The sequence below is a fragment of the Reichenbachiella versicolor genome, assembly GCF_003171675.1.
GTDB lineage: Bacteria > Bacteroidota > Bacteroidia > Cytophagales > Cyclobacteriaceae > Reichenbachiella > Reichenbachiella versicolor.
Window position 1 is genome coordinate 877405 of record NZ_QFZQ01000001.1, and the last position, 20512, is coordinate 897916.

12 protein-coding genes are annotated in these 20512 nt (G+C 35.9%); 9 read left to right on the plus strand and 3 right to left on the minus strand.

What is annotated here, in order from left to right:
* Window positions 1-143 precede the first annotated feature (143 nt).
* Window positions 144-1241, plus strand: coding sequence for a D-alanine--D-alanine ligase (ddlA, locus tag DKG80_RS03550; protein WP_109829901.1), 1098 nt, complete (start codon window positions 144-146; stop codon window positions 1239-1241).
* An 18-nt stretch (window positions 1242-1259) separates the two neighbouring features.
* On the opposite strand, the gene DKG80_RS03555 is transcribed toward ddlA, so the two are convergent.
* From DKG80_RS03555 to DKG80_RS03565, 3 genes are all read right to left on the minus strand, one after another.
* On the minus strand, window positions 1260-4310 hold the full coding sequence (locus DKG80_RS03555) for a T9SS-dependent choice-of-anchor J family protein (protein WP_162555661.1): 3051 nt from the start codon (window positions 4308-4310) through the stop codon (window positions 1260-1262).
* A gap of 80 nt (window positions 4311-4390) precedes the next feature.
* Window positions 4391-4642, minus strand: coding sequence for a NifU family protein (locus tag DKG80_RS03560; RefSeq protein ID WP_109829903.1), 252 nt, complete (start codon window positions 4640-4642; stop codon window positions 4391-4393).
* A 23-nt stretch (window positions 4643-4665) separates the two neighbouring features.
* Window positions 4666-5751 (minus strand): Mrp/NBP35 family ATP-binding protein, encoded by a 1086-nt coding sequence (locus tag DKG80_RS03565; protein ID WP_109829904.1) that lies wholly within the window; start codon window positions 5749-5751, stop codon window positions 4666-4668.
* A gap of 111 nt (window positions 5752-5862) precedes the next feature.
* On the opposite strand from DKG80_RS03565, the gene dnaG reads away from it, so the two are divergent.
* From dnaG to DKG80_RS03605, 8 genes are all read left to right on the plus strand, one after another.
* Entirely contained in the window at window positions 5863-7800 is a 1938-nt protein-coding gene (dnaG, locus tag DKG80_RS03570) for a DNA primase (protein ID WP_109829905.1), read from the plus strand.
* A 2-nt stretch (window positions 7801-7802) separates the two neighbouring features.
* Window positions 7803-9005 carry a bifunctional 3,4-dihydroxy-2-butanone-4-phosphate synthase/GTP cyclohydrolase II gene (locus DKG80_RS03575; protein WP_109829906.1) on the plus strand — a complete coding sequence of 401 codons (1203 nt, stop codon included), beginning with the start codon at window positions 7803-7805 and terminating at the stop codon, window positions 9003-9005.
* Between the two features lie 68 nt (window positions 9006-9073).
* Window positions 9074-9625, plus strand: a complete 552-nt coding sequence (locus DKG80_RS03580; RefSeq protein WP_109829907.1) for a hypothetical protein — start codon at window positions 9074-9076, stop codon at window positions 9623-9625.
* 404 nt (window positions 9626-10029) lie between these two features.
* On the plus strand, window positions 10030-13284 hold the full coding sequence (locus DKG80_RS03585; protein WP_109829908.1) for a HEAT repeat domain-containing protein: 3255 nt from the start codon (window positions 10030-10032) through the stop codon (window positions 13282-13284).
* A gap of 18 nt (window positions 13285-13302) precedes the next feature.
* On the plus strand, window positions 13303-14802 hold the full coding sequence (locus DKG80_RS03590; protein ID WP_109829909.1) for a hypothetical protein: 1500 nt from the start codon (window positions 13303-13305) through the stop codon (window positions 14800-14802).
* Between the two features lies 1 nt (window position 14803).
* A complete protein-coding gene (locus DKG80_RS03595) occupies window positions 14804-17986 on the plus strand; it encodes a WD40 repeat domain-containing protein (RefSeq protein ID WP_109829910.1) in 3183 nt (1060 codons plus the stop codon).
* 1 nt (window position 17987) lies between these two features.
* Window positions 17988-19073 (plus strand): porin family protein, encoded by a 1086-nt coding sequence (locus DKG80_RS03600; RefSeq protein ID WP_109829911.1) that lies wholly within the window; start codon window positions 17988-17990, stop codon window positions 19071-19073.
* 8 nt (window positions 19074-19081) lie between these two features.
* On the plus strand, window positions 19082-20434 hold the full coding sequence (locus DKG80_RS03605) for a hypothetical protein (RefSeq protein ID WP_162555662.1): 1353 nt from the start codon (window positions 19082-19084) through the stop codon (window positions 20432-20434).
* Window positions 20435-20512: the final 78 nt, after the last annotated feature.

Below are 20512 nucleotides of genomic sequence, written 5' to 3' on the forward strand. Positions count from 1 at the left end.
TGTTTCAGAAACATGGCAAATTAATATATCATTTTATGAATTAAGGAGGACTTTGTAAAAGAATCCTCAAGGATCTTTTTTCCAGATGAATATTTTTAGCTCTAAATCTATCCTGTAAGGGTTTATTCATAGATTTGCTGTCTATGAAAGAAGGAAAGTTAAACATTGGGATATTATTTGGTGGTAAGTCTGCTGAACATGAAATTTCATTGAAGTCAGCTAAGAATGTTATTGAAGCATTGGACAAAAATAAATTTAGTCCTGTTTTAATAGGTGTTGATAAGGATGGCAAATGGTTATTCAATGACGTGGATGGAGTGCTAGTAGAAGATCCTGATGGCTCTTTGACTATTAACCCAGACAGTTTACATGTAGCATTGGTACCTCAGTGTAATGGAAAACTTTTCAATTTAACTAGTGAAAAAGAGCTTCCTACTTTGGATGCTGTATTTCCAGTTATGCATGGACCATTGGCTGAGGACGGGACGATTCAAGGGCTGCTCAAGTTAGCCAATGTACCTTTTGTAGGAGCAGATGTTTTGGGTGCGTCTGTTGGAATGGATAAGGAAGTGATGAAACGCCTATTGGTAGAAGCTGATCTTCCAATTGGAAAGTATGTTACGGTTAGAGAACATGAAGAAAGACCATCATTTCAAACTGTAGTTGATCAACTTGGTTTACCTTGTTTTGTAAAACCGGCAAATCTAGGTTCATCAGTAGGTATAAATCGTGTAGATGATGAATCACAGTATCAAAAGGCATTAGATGAGGCTTTTAGTTTTGATACAAAGATTATTATTGAGGAATTTATAGACGGACGTGAAGTAGAATGTGCTGTATTAGGTAATGAGATGCCAAAAGCTTCGGTAGCAGGGGAAATTTCATTTACGCATTCCTTTTATTCATATGAAGCGAAGTATGAAGATGAGAAAGGGTTTAAAATTGATATACCGGCTCATATTTCAGATGATCAAATGGTAAAGGTAAGGCAAATGGCTATTGATACTTTTCAAGCTTTGGAGTGTGCAGGGTTTGGTAGAGTAGACGTATTTTTAACTAAAGATGACCGTTTACTTGTCAACGAAATAAATACTATTCCAGGGTTTACAGCAATTAGTATGTATCCTATGTTGTGGGAAGCTACAGGTTTATCATACAAAGATTTAATTTCGGAGTTAATCGGTTTGGCTATTGATCGTTTTCAAAAAGCTTCACGTCTGAATAGTTCTAAATCTAAATAAAGGTTCTCAGTTAAATATTTACTTATTTATCATGACCGTCGAACTAAGAAAGGTTTGACCTCCAAAAATATGAATTACATATATTCCATTCGGAAGCTTAAGGTCTTGAAGTGTATAGATCTGATTCAGTGAATTAGGGAAAAACTGTTTGTGTAATACGTCTCCACTCATGGAGATTAATTGAATCGTTATATCGTCTCTATTATTAAAATTGAGTTGAACATTAATTTCGTTTTGTGCAGGATTAGGAAAGGTTGATATTGGCTCATCAATTTTACTAGGAGGGGTAGAGGTTACAAAGAATTCAATGTCATCAACGAATATATTGTTACCATTTTGGCCAGTTCCCTTAAAAGCCACCCTCACATTTGATAAACCTGTAAATTCTGAAATGTCAACAGTCTCGAGTCTCCAATCTTCGTCTTCTTCAGGAATCCATTCCGTACCAGTTTCTGCTGTGGCTAAATCCTCATCTTTTTTATCATAAATAATGGAATTATAGTTTTGACCACAATCTTTAGAGACTAAAACTTGTAGTCTGTCATCTCCACCGCCTCTATAGCCATAGGATACTTCAAATCGTAAAGATGCCGAATCAAGACCTGAAAGGTCAAGAACTGGGCTAATAAACCAGTTTTCAATACCTAAATCTTTAACTGAAAAGTATGGCCATTGAAGGTGTTTTTGTCTAAAGTCTTCGGTTGTATAAATCTGCAAATCAGTAGTTTGATCTGGGCGTATCATTGTCCAATCTTGATAGTCAAAGGTGTTGGAGAAATCTAATTTAATTGGAATGATATCCTCTTCTTCTGCATAAACAAAGAACGAACTGTCATAGTTATCTGAGGGGTTGTCATCTTCTTCGCCATTCGGACCAGATAGTTTAAATTCAACCTTTACGGGATCTTTTAAAGGCGCATTGATGGTAAATCTAATTTTTTCAGTTTCGCCTCTATTCATCTCTAACTCATTAAACTCATTTACCGTGGTAGTTTCTCCATAAGTGGTTGTAAGTGTGAAATTGTTGACTACTACTGGGGCGTCTACGCTACCACCATTGTTTTTTATTTCTGCATTTATTGTTAAAGTTTCACTGCATGTCGTTAGAGGTACTTGACTAATAGATTCAATTTTCAAATCGTAATCGAAATACTCTATTTCTAACATTAGATTATCCAAATAGATATTGTTACCGTTGCCGTTTAATCCTAATATCGCAATTACTATGTCATCTTTATTAAGGTATTTATCATCAGTAATATCAATCGAATATGATTTCCAATCACCTGGACCTACCGGAGTGAAATCCAGTTTGTTTGATGTGGTGGTTGCAAGTTCGGTAGCCCACATGGTCTCAAGTATGTCATCCTTTTCAAATGTGGTTCCACAATCTTTTGATATCATAATGGCCAGACCATCAGACTCTATACCTGAAAGCTTACTGTAAGCATAGTCAAAGGACAGAGAGAACCTAGAGGCTCCAGATAAGTCTAAACTAGGGCTAATCAAATAATCCATTCCGTCATCAGATGAGCCATAGTAAGGTAGTTTTAAAGCATAATTTGGATCTGTTTCAAAAGGTGTATTGCGAATGATCCAATTACTTGTCGTTGCGTCAGGGTTTACGGTCGCCCATTGGCCAAATGATTGATCTTCAAAATTATTAAAAACCAGGTTTGGCGAACTAGTATCTACTGCTACAAATACTGTGGTTTCTTTATTGTTATTATCTACGTTTTCATCTCCTGTTCCATTAACTGACAAGATTTCAAATTCAATAATGTCTGAAGATTTAATTTCTATTTCCGAAAACATCACCTCATATGTTTCGAGTTCAAGTATAGGAATCTTACTATCTGAACCATCAAGGTCTTCGACCGTAATGCTTTCTACAACAATATTGTTTTTGATAAGTCGGATATCGAAGTTGTCAATATCATTTGAGCCATAATTCCTAACCATAACTGATGGATTGACCAAACCACTACAGTTTCCAAATGTTGGGGATATGATTTTACTAATTCCAAGATCGAGGTCATAAGAAATTGGATCTTCAAGAGCTTTACTGCTAAATAGACTTTTTCTGCGAGGGCTGTTTTCCAGAATGATATTCATTCTGGTTGATTGATCCTCTGTAAATAAGTTCATGCATTCATCGTTGGTGTAGTCCATGTAATTTTGAAACATTACTTTATGCGTTCCACAGCCTCCAAACACATCTTCATCAGGACACTTTCTCTGAAAATCAATGGATTGTGCAGGAGTATCGTAAAGCCAATCACCACCTATAGCTATTTCACGGTCATCATCTCGGATTTCACAGTTTCCTTCAAACGTATGAAATAATCCCAACCAGTGTCCTATTTCGTGAGTTAGGGTACGGCCATAGGATTGAAATTTTGTTGCGGTAACGTAGTTTTCACCTATATATCTATAGTTCATTATTACACCATCTGACTCATAGAATAACTCTAGTTCTCCTTCGAGTCCAGGCTCATCACTATTTGGGAATTGTGCTTCTCCCAATTTTACGACTTCCATATCAACCACCCAAATATTTAGGTATTGGTCTGTTGGCCAATGAATAATCCTAGAGATTTTATCACCTTCTTCGAATCCAAATTTAGAGGTAGGATTGTAAGTTCTAGTTATACCATTTGTAGGAAGACCCTCGGGATCTTGCTTAGCCAATTCAAATTTGATTTTGGTATTTGCTGCTACATCAACAAAATAAGAAGGGGTTTCCGTAGCATCTGGGTTTTGACGCAAATAATCTTCATTTAATGTGACCATTTGATCCAATATCCTAGCCTCTTCCAAGTTTGAGTCGAAGCCATTATAAATCACATGAAAAACTACTGGGATGGTTTTTACTTCATCACTAGAAGTAGAAAGTGTTCTAGATTTATTAATTCTTTTGGATCGAATCCACTCTTCAAATTTCGGTCTTTGTCCATTGAATGCAGGGTGATTGATTTTCTCATTGTGGATAGATGTTCCACAGCGATGCTGAGCATTTAAAGAATAGGCTATTGAGACAATAGCCAATAAAAGCGCAATGTTTTTCAATTTCAAGGTTCTAGACAGTCATATATCTTGTGAAGATACAACGGTTAACTAGATAAAAAATTGAATAATTGAGAAAAGAGTTAGGCAGTAGTTGCATTTACTGCTTTTACAGCTGTAATCTCTGGAGCCATTTTTTTAATGGCTTCCTCTATACCAGCTTTCATAGTCATATGAGACATAGGGCAAGTTTCACAAGAACCTAGCAGTTCTACGTTAACTACATTGTCGCTATCTATTTCTACCACCTTTACATCTCCGCCATCTTCCGCAAGATAAGGTCTTATATTTTCGATAGCCTTTTCAACTCTTGTTAACAAATCTTGATTTTCCATATTGTAAAGTAATTAGAAATCTTCTAGTTTATTTCTACGACTTTTGATTTTTCTTGTGTCGCATTTCGTATTGCTACCTTCCTAGCTACTGTCTGAGCTAGTTCAGTAAAAGCATTTTCCGTTATACCATCTTTCATTACAGCAGGAAAACCGCTGTCTCCACTCTCCCTAATTGATTGTACAATGGGGATTTCACCTAAGAAGTTTACGTTTTCTTTCTCGGCTAGGTTTTTTCCTCCATCTTGTCCAAAGATGTAGTATTTGTTTTCAGGAAGCTCTTCTGGAGTGAAATAAGCCATATTCTCTATAACTCCTAAAATAGGAACATTGATCTGTGGCAATTTGAACATTGAAAGACCTTTTTGAGCATCCGCAATAGCTACCTTTTGAGGAGAGGTGACAATAATGGCGCCAGTAACTGGAACTGATTGTACTAGGGTTAGGTGAATATCACTTGTTCCGGGAGGTAGATCAATTAATAAATAATCTAATTCTCCCCACTGCACATCACTGACAAATTGCTTAAGTGCGGAACTTGCCATAGGTCCTCTCCAGATGACAGCGTTATCTTTTGGTACTAAAAATCCGATTGACGCTAATTTAACTCCATATTTTTGAATAGGGACGATTAAGTTCTTATCCCCTTCCTTAATCATTTCAGGTTGTTCATATTCGCAATTGAACATGGTTGGGATAGATGGACCAAATATGTCTGCATCAATGATTCCGACATTGGCTCCGCTTTTCGCTAGAGCCACGGCTAAGTTCGAAGTGACTGTTGATTTTCCTACTCCTCCTTTGCCAGAGCTTACAGCAATGATGTTTTTAACTCCAGGAAGAGTGAAAGATTGTTGGCGAGTTGAAGTGACATCGGCTGTCATATTAATACTAATCTCTTCTCCTGAAGCAATTTTTTCAACTGCTTTGATACAGTCGTTCTTGATTTTTTCTTTCAGAGGACAGGCTGGAGTAGTCAACTCTACAGAAAAAGAGATTTTACTGTCATCAATTTGGATATCCTTAATCATATTTAAAGTGACCAAGTCTTTCTTTAAATCAGGATCTTCTACTGTACTTAATGCTTTGAGTAAATCTTTCTCAGTAACCATATCACTGCTCTTATTTTCAATTTTGCCGCAATTTAAGGTATATGGTAAATATTGACTCACTACATCATTTATTTTAGTTTTAGATTTGTCGTCTAATCCAAATTCAATTAAATGATAAATGACCGCACCATAGAAGAGATAAAAAATAGAATGGATATCTATGAGGTGGTCAGTGATTTTGTTCAGCTCAAAAAGGCAGGTTCCAGCTACAAAGCTTTGAGCCCTTTTACAGACGAAAAAACGCCTTCTTTCAACGTTTCTCCCTCTAAGGGAATATTCAAATGTTTTAGTACTGGCAAGGGAGGGGATGCGATTACATTTTTAATGGAGATGGATGGTTTGACATATGTAGAGGCATTAAGATACTTAGCAGATAAGTACGGCGTGGCAATACAGGAAGAATCAACTTCACAAGAATATAAAGATGCTCAGAGTGAGAGGGAAAGTCTCTTTATCATAATGAATTTTGCTAAAGAACATTTTGTCAAAAATCTTTGGGAAGTAGCAGAAGGTAGGAATATTGGACTTACCTATTTTAAAGAAAGAGGGTTTTCTGAAGATACAATAAAGAATTTTGATTTAGGCTATTCTTTAGATCAGTGGCAGGGACTTATTGACGCGGCCGATTCGGGAGGGTATAATCAAGATTATCTGGAAAAAGCAGGCTTAAAAATAGTTAAGGATGATAAAGCTTACGATCGTTTTAGAGGTAGAGTCGTTTTTCCAATTCATAACATTACAGGTAAGGTAATAGCTTTTGGAGCTAGAAAACTTAAAGATGGTGATAAAAAAAGTCCCAAATACATTAACAGCCCTGAAACTGAACTTTATCATAAGAGTAAAATTCTGTATGGTATTTTTCAAGCCAAAAATGAAATACGAAATTTAGATAATTGCTATTTAGTAGAAGGTTATACAGATGTTATTTCTTTGGCGCAAGCTGGCGTTAAAAATGTAGTAGCATCGTCGGGAACTGCTCTCACTGAAGATCAGATTAAATTAATTAAGAGATTTACAGGAAATGTAACAGTCTTATTTGATGGGGATAAGGCAGGTATTAAAGCATCTATGAGAGGAATAGATATGATGCTTGAAGGTGGTCTTAACGTGAAATCTGTACCTTTTCCAGAAGGGGAGGACCCTGATAGTTACTCTAAGGCTTTAGGTTCAAACGCTTTTAAAGAGTACCTATCTAAAGAGTCTAAAGATTTCATTACTTTCAAAACTGATGTCTATATGCAGGATGGTTCAGATCCTATTAAAAGGGCTGATTCTATTCGTGAGATAGTCAATAGTATAGCAAAGGTTCCAGATCCTATACGCCGTACGGTTTACATTCAAGAATGCAGTTCCTTGTTAAAAGTGGATGAACAGACTCTGATTACAGAACTGAATAAACTAATACTTAAAACACATAGAGAAGGTAATCAAGTTGCCAACGTTCTTAAAGATTCAAGAATCATTCAACCCAGTATTCCTATTCCTGTACAAGAAAAGGTAGTTTCAATTGATGAAGCAATTAAGACTCAAGAAAGGGATAGTTTGAGAATGTTAATTAATTATGGGGAAGAGTTAGTGGAAGAAGTTACTGGGAGCGGGGTAGGTTATAGGCTGGTTGATTACTTTATGGCAGAAATTGACGATATTGATTTTCAAGTGCCTGTCTATCGTGAGATTTTGAATTTGTACAGATCGGCTTTAGAAAAAGGTAACATTCTTTCAATATCGGACCTGGTAGGGCATGATGATAGGGCAGTGAGTCAAGCAGCTGTAGATATTTCAACAGAGCGCTATGAGGTAAGTCCTAATTGGAATGATAAATACGAGATACAAGTTTCTCATGAGAGAGATACACTTAAATCTTCTACTTTTACGAATATTTTAAGGTTGAAATTTCGTATTGTTCAGAAGATGATAAATGAGAATATGGAAAAGATCAAATTGGCACAGCAAGATTCAGAAATAGAAGAGTGTCTACAGATACAAAAAGATTTAAAAGCAATGGAAATGACAATAGCCCAGTCTTTGGGTAACGTCACAACGAAGTGAGAATGTTAGACAACATAGAAGAGGCTATTGAGGCCATCAAAAATGGAGAAGTCATCATTGTAGTAGATGATGAAGATAGAGAAAATGAAGGAGACTTCGTATGTGCAGCAGAAAAGATAACTCCTGAAATTGTTAATTTCATGGCTACACATGGAAGAGGATTAATTTGTGCACCATTAATAGAGGAAAGATGTGAACAACTGGGGCTTGAATTAATGGTCGGAAAGAATACTGCCGCGTTTGAAACTCCCTTTACAGTGTCTGTAGATCTCGTAGGGCATGGTTGTACGACAGGTATATCGGCAAGCGATAGATCGAAGACAATAAAAGCACTTGTGGATCCCAATATAGATCCAGAAGAATTAGGTAAACCAGGGCATATTTTTCCACTGAAGGCCAAAAAAGGAGGAGTATTGAGAAGGGCAGGCCATACTGAAGCAGCTATAGATTTGGCTAGATTGGCAGGGTTAGAACCAGGAGGTGTTCTGGTTGAAATAATGAATGAGGACGGTACTATGGCTCGCTTACCAGACTTGATTAAGGTGGCTGAAAAATTCAATCTAAAACTAATTTCTATCAGAGATTTAATTGCCTATAGGATGAAGAAAGAGTCTTTGATTGAGAAAGAGGTGACTGTTAAAATGCCAACAGAATGGGGTGAGTTTAAATTGACTCATTTTAAACAAGTGAATACTGGGGAAGATCATTTGGCACTGGTTAAAGGTGAGTGGGATGAAAATGAACCAGTTTTAGTTAGAGTACATTCTTCTTGTGTAACTGGGGATATTTTTGGTTCATGCAGGTGTGATTGTGGCCCTCAATTACATAAAGCTATGGAAATGGTTGAAAAAGCTGGAAAAGGTGTTGTTGTTTATATGAATCAAGAAGGTAGAGGAATTGGTCTTCTTAATAAATTGAAAGCCTATAAACTTCAAGAGGATGGTTTGGATACAGTTGAAGCGAACAATGAACTTGGGTTTGAAAGTGATCAAAGAGATTATGGTGTTGGAGCTCAAATTTTGCATAGTTTAGGTGTGTCTAAGATAAAGTTGATGACTAACAATCCTACAAAAAGAGTAGGACTAATGGGATATGGATTGGAAATTGTTGATAATGTGCCTATAGAAGTAGAGCCTAATCCACATAACCAAAAATATCTAGAAACTAAGCGAGATAAGATGGGGCATACCATACTGAAAAAATGAAACTGGGCTTAGTTAGCTTAGTGATATGTTTTACTGTTGTGCATTTTGTTAATGCACAACAGTTTTCTATGAGAATTTGGCACCCAAATGGAATGCTTGTCACTTTAGATAAAGATACTCTTAGAGGTACTCTTAAATATGACATTCCCACCAACAGCATTCATATTTTTTCCCCACAAGACCCAAATAATCGTATACTAACTTTTAGTAGTAAAAAAGTTATGTATTTCGAATTCTACGACAATAATCGAGATCACTTTCGTCAGTTTTACTCTATTCCCTATCATATTAGATTAAACTATAAGGCCCCGATACTTTTTGAGATTCTTTTTGAAGGTAAAATGAGCTTGCTCGCCAGAGAGAAAATCGTAATAGAGAGCGAGCCTTATGATGGTTTTTCTTCCTTTGGAGGAAGTGGAACTCGTGAGCGTTTAGTTTACAGTTATTATTTTGTTGATGAAGTAGGAAAAATACAATTTTTCGAGGGTAGAAAGAATGATTTGTATTCCATTTTAAAAGGTAATCAAGAAACGGTCAGGTTCTATGTGAAAAAGAATAAGTTGAAGCTAGAGAATTTAAATGATTTGATAAGAGTTGTTGCTTTTTATAACTCTTTATAACGAACAGAGTATCCGTATTATTACCTATGTCCTCTAGTTTATTTACTTATCAAGTACTGTAAGGATTAAGAGAACTTACTAAGCTTACTGGATGTTAGTTGTATTATTTTAATTTTTACTTGTCTTAAATTAATCATTTCTGTTTTTTATCATTTCAAGCCTTGAAAAAGGGTGTAATAGGTTTCTCAATTTGATGATTAAAGCTAAGTTTTTTCTATGTTTGATGGATAGACCACAAATCCACCCATGAATTGGTGTGCCAAAGCGACTAATGTTTTGTTAATACTACTATTTGAAGTGTGATAAAATATGAGTGCTGTATTATTAGAATAGTATAATTTGGTGCAATAATTAAGTGTTTAAGATTTGGAAGGTCTTAGGACTGAAACTAAACTTAAACAAGAGTGCTCCAATCATTTTTAGAGTTTTTAGGAGGAAAACCAGGAGAGGAAAAAACTATCCTCTTACTATTGGCTAAAGGGTTCTTCATGGGAGTCTTTCTAGCTACTTATCAAGTTGGTGCAGAAACTCTATTTATAGATACTTTAGGAGAACAATATTTAAGTGAAGCATTTTTCATTTTAGGTTTTTTAGGAGTTGGGTCTACTGCTCTCTATGTTTTTGTACAGAAAAGAACCAATTTCTCTACTTTGGTCACTTCTAATGCAGCTCTCATTTTTCTTTTCATTTCTCTATTAAGGCTTTCTTTTTGGTATTTAGATAATCCAAAGTTTGGAGGGGTTGAGGCATTGCCTTTCGTCTTATTTGTAATGACAGGACCAATTACAGCAATAACACTTCTTGGTTTTTGGGGTGTGTTTGGGAGAATTTTTGATTTAAAGCAAGCAAAGAGAACAATTGGCGGTATAGACACAGGACAACTTACCGCCACGATGATTGCTTTTTTTTCAATTCCTCTTTTGACAGAATTAGATCTTATAAATGAGACTTATGATTTGTTATCTATATCTGCTGTTTCAGCATTAGGAGTATTAGCAGTTACTATTTGGATAGTCAAAGATTACAATCTTGATATTGCAGCAAGGATTCGAAAAACGGACAATGTCAAACAAGTTAAATATTCAGACTTATTCAATAATAAGTATCTAAGGCTTCTTTGTCTTTTCATGATTTTCTCTGCTAGTTCGGCTGTATTTGCAGAATATATCTACATGACTGCTACAGAGATCATGTATAAAGATCCTTCAGATGATTCAGAGTTGAGGAATTTCATTTCTTTCACCAACGGTGCAATCATGGTATTGAGTTTTATCATTCAAAGTTTTATCAATGACATAATTATTGGGCGTTTTGGACTTAAAGTATCCTTGATGGTTATGCCATTGATTCTGGGACTTTTTACAATTGGAGCTATCGTTTCGGGACACCTATTTGGTTATGAAGTAAAAACGGCAGAGTTCCTGTTCTTCTTTATTTTCATAGTAGTGGGTAAAGTATTTACTTCCTCTCTAAGAGATGCTCTGGAAAATCCAGCTTTTAAATTGTTTTTCCTGCCTTTTGATGTGAAAATTCGATTTGATATTCAGTCAAGGGTAGAAGGTGTAATGGCTCAAATTGCAACATTGATTGCAGGTTCATTGCAAATTGCTCTGGGGCTGATGGCGTTTTTTGAGTTGATCCATTACGCTTATTTCGTATTGATTCTGGCAGGATGTATTATTTATTATGCAGGTAAATTATATACAGAGTATAAATCTCAGCTCACTCAGACACTAGAGGATCAAAAATTGAAGTTGCAAGGTGGTGGGACTAAGAACGAATATAGTACCATTAACGTTTTGAAGAAAGAGCTTAGAAAAAGACAGCCAGATCGTACTCTTTTTGCTTTGAAATTGATGGAGAAAATGGAGCCTATTCTGTTGGATTTCTCGCTACTTGATTTTATTCGTTCAGAACATAAAGAGGTAAGGGAATATTCTTATTGGAGATTAGGTTACCTGAAAAGTTTCAATACCTTGGATATTCTTGATAGAGAGGTAAGAAAGGAAGATGAAACAGAAGTTAAACAGGCTGCTGCAGATACTTTAGAAATTCTTCACGAAATGGAGGATTATGAATTATCAGAATTGGCAATAAAAAAGCTTGTTAGGTCTACTGATATAATAGACAGAATATACGCAGCGCGAGTATTGGCTAAGATGGAAGAGGATAAATTTATTCCCTTTCTGACGGAATTATTAAGAGATATAAATCCAGCTGTGAGAAAAGCAGCAATTGTTACAGCAGGAAAATTAAGGAGACCAGAGTTTTGGAATATTTTAATAGAAAATTTACATCTACCTACCTATAGTAATTATGCTGATTCAGCATTGATTTCTTCTGGAGAAACGGTATTCTATGCGATTGATTCTGCCTTTTATAAAACAGGGCAATATCAAGACACTATGCTCAGGATTATTCAAATAATGGGTAAGATAGGTGGTAGGACAGCGACTGAATTGTTATGGAAAAAAATTGATTTTCCAGATAAATTAATCATTTCTGAGATACTTCTTTCTTTAAGTTATATCGGGTTTGAAGCAAGGGACTTTCAAGCTGCTAGAATTCGATTAATGATAGAGAGCACTATCAGTGACTTGGCATGGAATTTAAAAGCGGTTCAAGAGATTCCTAGAGATGATTTTTATGATAAGTTGATTCACTCTGCTTTCGAGGAGGAGAATAAAAGAAACTTTGATCATATGTTTATGCTGTTGTCCATGATATATGATGCTCAAAGTATTAAACTAGTAAGAGATAACATAGAACTAGGTACTACAGATAGTGTTTCTTTTGGTATTGAGATGCTCGATATTTTTGTAGATGAAAATCTAAAACCTAAGCTTTCTGCTGTTCTTGACGATGTGCCTGTTGATGAGAAATTAAAAAAATTAAACGATTTCTTTCCCCCAGAAAATTTTGATAATTATTCGGATTTACTGCTACAAATTGTTAATCGAGATTATAACAATATTAATAAATGGACCAAGTGTTTGGCCATGTACAAATTATCTCATATTGCTGACCAAGGAGTAACTATGGATTTAGTAGCTAATTTGTTTAATCCAGACTCGACGATGGTTCAGACAGCCGCTGCAGTAATATATAAGCTCGATAAAAATTTATATCAAACACATACAAAGAGACTTAAAACTTCGCTGAAAAAGAGGCTTGATAAGGATATTGTTCCTCCCGTGTTTAAGAATGATGAGGATTTTCATCAAAAACTTATTGTAATTGAAAGAGCAATATTTTTAAAGCAAATAGAATCGTTCGAGCAAATCTCAGGAGTTTTATTATTGGATCTAGCGGCGCGTTTTAAAGAAATAAGAGTAAGTCAGGGTACAGTGGTGACAGAAATCGGAGATGAAGGTAATACTCCTGTCTATGTAATTCTGAAAGGGGCTTTGCTAGTTGAAAATGAAGATGGCTCTGAAAGAACAGTTGAAGAAAAAGGAATAATTGGACATAAAATGATCCTTTCATCAGATTTTTCTACTTATCGCTTGACAAGCCAAACAGAATGCTTGTTGTTGACAATAGAGAAGGATGAACTGTATGATGCTGTTTCTAGAAATGTAGAAATGGTGGATGGGATACTTGATATCATTAATGAGAGCTATGATAAAGTTGAAGAAGAATCAATCTTCAATGTGTAGTAAAAATTATTGGGTTGAATGAATTTTGAATACGACATATTACTTGCTTATCACACGGAGGATGATCAACCTATTGGTGGAAGCAGCAAAGGTTGGGTAACTAATTTTCATAAATTCTTGCAAACATTGGTTGAGCAAGTATCAGGAAATAAGCCAAAAATTAAACTCATTTCAGAGAATGATAGTCATGTTGACCTTTATTCCAAAGGCGGAGTATTGGTGACTATTCTGTCTAGGAATTTTTTAAATAATCCTACTTTGGTCAATGGTGTGAAAGTGTTTGCTGGAAATGCGAAAGATACTGGTAACCTTCATATTCGTGGACTTTCAAGATTATTTAAGGTAATTAAATTCCCTGTAGATGTAGATGCAAGTTTGTCTGATTTGTCCGATATTTTGTCGTATGATTTTTATCAAATAGATGCTCTGACAGGTGAGCCTCAAGAGTTTAAAAGATTTTTTGGAAACGAAGCTGAGCGAAGCTATTGGATGAAAATGGTAGATATGGCCTACGATATCAATCAAATCATAAATAGGGTTTTAGAGTCAGAAGTTACAGTTGGTAAAAAATCCGAGATTGTAGGGAAAGAAAAAACGATCTACTTGGCTAATAGTGGAGTAGATATGATTATTCAAAGAGATATTGTTAAAAGAGAACTGATACGTCACGGCTATAAAGTACTGCCTGATCAATCTTTACCGAAAGAAGCAAATGCATTGGAAGGAATGGTGAAAAACGATTTATCTAATTGTTGTTTGTCAATTCATTTGATAGGTGAAGATTATGGTTACAAACCAACGGGTTCAGACTTGTCTGTAGTTGATATCCAAAATCGAGTAGCTTCTAGATATACTTTTGAAGTACAAGATTACAATCAAAAGCATGGAGGTACGGAGAAATTTAGTCGTTTGATTTGGTTGTCACCAGATTTGAAAAATGTTTCAGAAAGACAAAAACTTTTTATAGAAGACTTAAAAAGTGATGCAGCTACTCTGGATGAGGCAGAGGTTCTTCAAATCCCACTGCAAGAACTAAAGTCTATTATAAGAGAGGAGTTAGTTACTGGAGGTAGATTTAAAACCAAAGAAATTGAAATAGACAACCAGTTGCCTGATGAGGGTAACATTATCTATTTAATCTGTGATCAGCAGGATAGAGATGATATGGAGAAGGTTCAATCTTTTTTGAAAACCAATGGTTATAATGTAGTTACTTCAATGTTTGAAGGAGCTTTAATGGATTTGAGATACCTCCATCAAGAAAATTTGAGGAGATGTGATGCTTCATTGATATACTGTGGTAAATCGTCTGAGGAATGGATAAGAACTAAGCTTCAGGATTTGTTAAAGGCGCCTGGTTTTGGAAGAACAAAACCAATGAGAGCTTCTGCAATTTTATCTCAGGATAAGGAGAAGCTAATCAACCAGAATATAAGGAATACCAAAACTATGATTTTGGAGGAAGGAGAGTTTACACCGGATAAATTGAAACCATTCTTGGCTAAACTGGATAATTAAGATGAGTGAAAAAGAAGTTTTAGAAGGCAATCAGCACTCTGTAGAGATAGAAGAGTCAATTAACCCTTTTCCAGGTCTACGTCCTTTTGGTGTTGAAGAAAGTCATTTGTTCTTTGGGAGAGAAGGACAGAGTGATGAAGTATTGTTGAAATTATCAGAGAACAAGTTTGTTGGTATTCTTGGTGCTTCTGGTAGTGGTAAATCCTCATTAATGTATTGTGGTTTAATCCCAACATTACATGGTGGTTTTATGACCCAAGCTGGATCCAATTGGAGAATAGTAGTTACTAGACCTGGTGGTGGCCCTGTTGATAATTTGGCTGAGGCACTTCTGAAAAAGGATGATCATTACAAGAGATTAGATGAAGAAGAGCAATTAATCAAAAAGACAATTACATCTACTGTTCTTCGAAGTAGTTCTTTAGGCTTAATTGAGGCTGTAAATCAGTTGAAAAGCTCTGATCAAGAGAACATATTGATATTGGTTGACCAGTTTGAGGAGCTTTTTAGGTATAAGAAATTAGAAACCCTGTCAAGTGATTTAGATGAGTCATCCGCTTTTGTCAATCTGCTTTTAGAGGCAGTTCATCAATATGATGCACCTATTTACGTAGCATTGACGATGAGGTCCGATTTTATAGGTGATTGTGCACAGTTTCCAGACTTAACCCAGATGATAAATGATAGTCATTACCTGATCCCTCAGATGACTAGAGACCAAAAACGTTTAGCTATAGAAGGTCCTGTGGCAGTTGGTGGTGGAAAAATAGCACCAAGACTAAGTCAGCAGCTTCTCAATGACGTAGGAGATAATCCGGATCAACTTCCTATTCTTCAACATGCTTTAATGAGAACTTGGCAGTTTTGGGTCGAGCACAGAAGAGAAGATGAACCAATGGATCTTAAGCACTATAATGCTATTGGTACTCTCAGAGAGGCTCTTTCTCAACATGCTAATGAAGCCTTTGATTCTCTTTCGAAGAGAGAGCAACAAATTTGCGAAGCAATGTTTAAGGCGCTTACGGAAAGAGGAACAGAATCTTCAGGTATACGTCGTCCTACCAAAATAGGAACCATAGCAGCGATTGCTGGGGTAAATGAAGAAGAAGTAGAAAGGGTTGTAGACAAGTTTAGAGAGCCTGGGCGGTCACTTTTGATGCCTCCATACGGTGTTAGGTTAGAGTCAGATACTGTAGTTGATATATCTCACGAATCATTAATGAGGATTTGGACGAGATTGAAATCATGGTTGGACGAAGAATCTCGTTCTGCGGAAATGTATTTAAAACTAGCAGAGTCAGCAGAGAGGTTTCAACTTGGTCGAGCAGGATTATGGAAGATGCCTGATTTACAACTTGCACTTAATTGGCAGGAAGAAAATAAGCCAACTCTTGTTTGGGGACAGAGGTATGACCCAGCCTTTGAGAGAACAATGGTTTTCTTGGAGACCAGTAAAAAGGCTTATGAGACGGAGCAACGTAACAAAGAACTTCTTCAGAAAAGAGCGCTTAGAAGATCAAGAGTTGTTGCTATGGTTTTAGCTGGAGCCATGATGGTTTCTATTTTCTTTGTGGTATATGCTTTTATTAAAGCGAGTGAGGCAGAAAAGGAAAAAGGAAGGGCTATTGCTTTATTTGAAGAAGCTGAAAAACACAGACTTGCAGCAGAAGCAGCAGAAGGAAAAGCAACAGAATTAGCGGCTAAGGCGATCCAAGAAGAAAGAAAAGCTAAGGAAGCTCAAAAAGATGCAGAGAAGGCTGCAGATGAAGCAAGAAAGTCACAAGCTCTAGCAGAGCAGCAACGTTTAAAAGCTGTAGCTGCTACAGATAGAGCACTTAAGAATGAAGAGTTAGCCAAAGAAAAAGCAGTAGAAGCTAAGCTTGCTCAGATCGAGGCTAAATCACAGGCTGATGCTGCAGAAACTGCCAGAGAGGCAGCAGAAGCTCTAAGATATCAAGCTATAGCTAACTCAATGGCGATTAAGTCAATGAATATTGAAGATGATGCAGCTAAGCGTGCGTTAATTGCAGGTCAAGCATGGCAGTTTGATGAAGAGTATGGTTTGGAGGGGAAAGATTATAATCCTGATATTTATGCTGGTGTGTATTATGCATATCGTGAACTAAATGGAGGAGCTGATTCTTCATCATTCAATCACTATAAGGGTCATCGTGAAGCTGTAAGGTCTGTTTCTTACAGTAAAACTGGATCAAGAATGTATTCTGCAAGTAGTGATGGGACTATTCTTTCTTGGAATATGACCAATGATAAGAGAGATCATGTAGCCATATTGGAGAGCCATCAAATCAATAGAGTAGTAGATTTAAGTGCTAATGAAAGATGGTTAGCAGTAGGGTCAGATGATGATCAGATTTTACTGTATGACCTAAAAGACCCAGGAGCAGCCCCAAAGCAACTGGCAGGACATAAGGGTAAAGTTTTTGATTTAGATTTCTTGCCTAATGGAGAAGGGTTTGTCTCTGTATCAAGTGATAAAGTAATACGAAAGAATGATTTTAATACTACAGAAGAAATTGCTAGAGTTTCGTCAAGAGTAACAACTTTAGCTATAAGTCCAGATGGTAAGTATATCGCTGGAGGTAGTGATGCTGGGAGTGTATATCTATGGGATACTGAAAACGATTATGAGGAGACAACTTTATATGTAAAACAAGGATCTGCAGTTCATTCTTTAGTATTTAGTAATGATGGACAAATGGTTGCTTTTGGTAATGAAGAAGGAGATATCACGCTGTGGGATATTAAAAGAGGTGAACTGATTAAGAATTTAACTGGTCATCAAGCAAGAGTATCTGATCTTGAGTTTAGTCCGGATAATACTTTGTTGGCATCAAGTAGCTATGATGGTACAGCTAAGATTTGGGTAATGAATTATCTTAATGACCTTCCTATTAACCTTGATGATCATGGACATGGTATCGGAAGTAGAAATTGGGTATGGTCAGTTTCATTTGCTCCTGATGGTAAATCACTCATGACTGGAGCTGGAGATGGTATAATAAGATACTGGCCAGTTGAGCCAGATGAGATGGCAAACGAAATTTGTGATTTTGATATCATTAAGTATAATCTGGATCAAAATACATGGGATGCATATGTCGGAGAAGATATTGACTATCGATTGACATGTGAAGGAAAACCTAAACTTGAGGAATCGAATTAATATGTTGAATAATCTAAAGTACTTGGTCATAATTTCCTTTTTTCTAGGGTATTTAGGACCGAATTACGCAATAGGTCAAGAAAATTGTACTCAGAACTTAAAAGAAGCCAATGATCTGTACGATCAAGGAAGATTAGTAGAAGTTCTAAGAAAGCTAAAAGAAGGTGATTGTTTGGAAGATGGCTTTTCTAAAGAGGAGAGGACGAGGGCCTACAAGTTATTAGCTCTTGTATACATATTTATGGATGACGAAATAAATGCTGAAGAAGCGGTGATTAATTTGTTGACGGTAGATCCTGAACATCCGTTGGATGAGAATGAGCCTGCCGAATTTGAATATATGTATAATAAATATAGATCTGAGCCAATTTTTAGATTGGGGGTCTATTTTGGAGGGAATTTCACCTCTGTCAATACAATTTCAGAATATGGTACTTTTAGTACAACCGAGGGCATTGAAAAGGAATACACAAGTGGTTTAGGCTTTCATGGAGGTTTTTCATTTGAATATAAGCCCATAGAGAATTTGGAAATTGTCTTAAGGGGGCAGTATTCTTCTCAAAACTACTCGGTGAGCTATCCTATAAGCAACGTGTTCTTCGTTGATAATTTAAAAGAAACTATGTCTTGGTTATCTCTACCAGTTTTACTGAGATATAATTTTGAATTGGAAAAAATTACACCCTATGCATTCGGTGGAGCTTCCTTTCAGTACTTACTTTCTTCCAAAACTACAGGTGATCGTCAAGGTACTATTACGCGTAGCGTTAGTGGTTTGGATTTGAAAAGTGCAGGGTTGCGAGATCAAATCAACTGGAATTATATAGCTGGCGCAGGAATTAAGCTGCCTATAAAGAGAACGAACTCATTTTTCGCTGAAGTGAGTTACAATATAGGAGGTGCCAATATTGTAAATGCTACAAATAGATATAAGGATCAAGATAACAACTTTAATCTTGCTCATGTGGATGATGATAAATCTATCAATCATATAGGTTTAACAGTAGGATGGATTAAATCTATTTATAATCCAAAAAGATATTCTGATAAGAAATTAGCTAAAAAGTCTGGTAAGCGAGATATATAATGAAGCAAATGAAAAAGCTGTCAATTTACACTTATGGAATGCTTACTCTGGTAATGGGCATATTTGGATGTGCAATCGAAGACTCAGATAGGCTGGATCAAGAAGAAGTTTTTATAAAATATTTTGGATCTAGAGATGAAGAGGAGCTTATAGATATGATTCAATTGGAAGATGAAGGCCTGTTATTATTATCATCTACCAAAAATACGGAGTTTGATAACCGAGATTTCTATCTATTGAGAACGGATAGAGGAGGCAATAGACTTTGGGATATTCAATATCAAGAGGTTCCAGAACTTCTTAATGGAGATGATGTTCCTAGTTCTATCAAATTGAGTGAAGATGGGTCGCATGGTATACTTGTAGGGACTGTGGACTATGCTTCAGAAAATGAAGCTGCAATGATTATTGAGTTCAGTTTAGATGATGGATCTGTACTTGAGTATTATAGGTATCAATATTTTGAAAAAAGAGGGGATCCCGAATTTGAAGGTTTCAAAAGAACTAGAGGTGTGGATGTTATTGAAAATGGCGATGACTATATTGTTTTAGGTGGTACGATGACTTATTTAGAGCCAGCCAGTCCCCAATTAGTAACTACATATAACCTTTTACTATCAAAAATTCCGAATGATCTTGGTTCAATACCTGCAGATAACCCTGAAGGAAGTCAAGTTTATTATAGGGTTTATGGTGATGATAGAGTAAATAATGAAGGGGTAAAATTAATTAAAACTTTAGATGATGATTATTTCTTTCTTGGAGTATACGATGATATCAATACATTAAGAAAAGGAATTGTGGTAGCTTCTTTCAATGAAGAAAGTGGAATAATAGATGATGGAGGTTCTGAATTGTATGGAACCGATGCTAAAAATGAAATCCCTACTAATATAATAGTTGATGGAAGCTATTTGGTAATCACTGGTAGATCAGTAATTAGCGATGAAAATGACCAATCTCCTGAGCCATTTATGCTTAGAGTAAATAAGGATAATTTGGGATTGAATTCACCAATTGTTACATGGACCGAATTTACAGAACAATTTATTGAAGGTGGAGCAGGGTATGATATTGCTACAGTTTCATCAAATGGTATTTATCCAGGTTCTTATTATTTGTCAGGGAGAGTTAAATCTTTTAGCAGCGACAAGCAAGACGAAGTATTTATTGTAAATGTTGCTACTGATGGTTCATTACTCAGTGATTTTGAAGTTTTTGGTAGCGATGGAAATGATGCTGGAAACTGCATAGAGATAAATGAAGACGGTAGTATCCTAATAGGTGCAACAGTGGATTTTGGTTTTGATGAACAAGTCTTATCAGTTATTAAGACAAATAAGTTTGGCAAAATTGAATAATTGATATTTCAAACGAAATATTTAAATAATTCATCGAAAAATAATTTAAGTACAATATGGCTTTTGCTAGCTTTGAAA

Bases quoted from the DNA above. Each gene is read 5' to 3' on its own strand.
- ddlA (WP_109829901.1), top strand. From the start codon at position 144: ATGAAAGAAGGAAAGTTAAACATTGGGATATTATTTGGTGGTAAGTCT.
- DKG80_RS03560 (WP_109829903.1), bottom strand. From the start codon at position 4,642: ATGGAAAATCAAGATTTGTTAACAAGAGTTGAAAAGGCTATCGAAAAT.
- DKG80_RS03565 (WP_109829904.1), bottom strand. From the start codon at position 5,751: ATGGTTACTGAGAAAGATTTACTCAAAGCATTAAGTACAGTAGAAGAT.
- dnaG (WP_109829905.1), top strand. From the start codon at position 5,863: ATGATAAATGACCGCACCATAGAAGAGATAAAAAATAGAATGGATATC.
- DKG80_RS03575 (WP_109829906.1), top strand. From the start codon at position 7,803: ATGTTAGACAACATAGAAGAGGCTATTGAGGCCATCAAAAATGGAGAA.
- DKG80_RS03580 (WP_109829907.1), top strand. From the start codon at position 9,074: ATGAGAATTTGGCACCCAAATGGAATGCTTGTCACTTTAGATAAAGAT.
- DKG80_RS03590 (WP_109829909.1), top strand. From the start codon at position 13,303: ATGAATTTTGAATACGACATATTACTTGCTTATCACACGGAGGATGAT.
- DKG80_RS03595 (WP_109829910.1), top strand. From the start codon at position 14,804: ATGAGTGAAAAAGAAGTTTTAGAAGGCAATCAGCACTCTGTAGAGATA.
- DKG80_RS03600 (WP_109829911.1), top strand. From the start codon at position 17,988: ATGTTGAATAATCTAAAGTACTTGGTCATAATTTCCTTTTTTCTAGGG.
- DKG80_RS03605 (WP_162555662.1), top strand. From the start codon at position 19,082: ATGAAAAAGCTGTCAATTTACACTTATGGAATGCTTACTCTGGTAATG.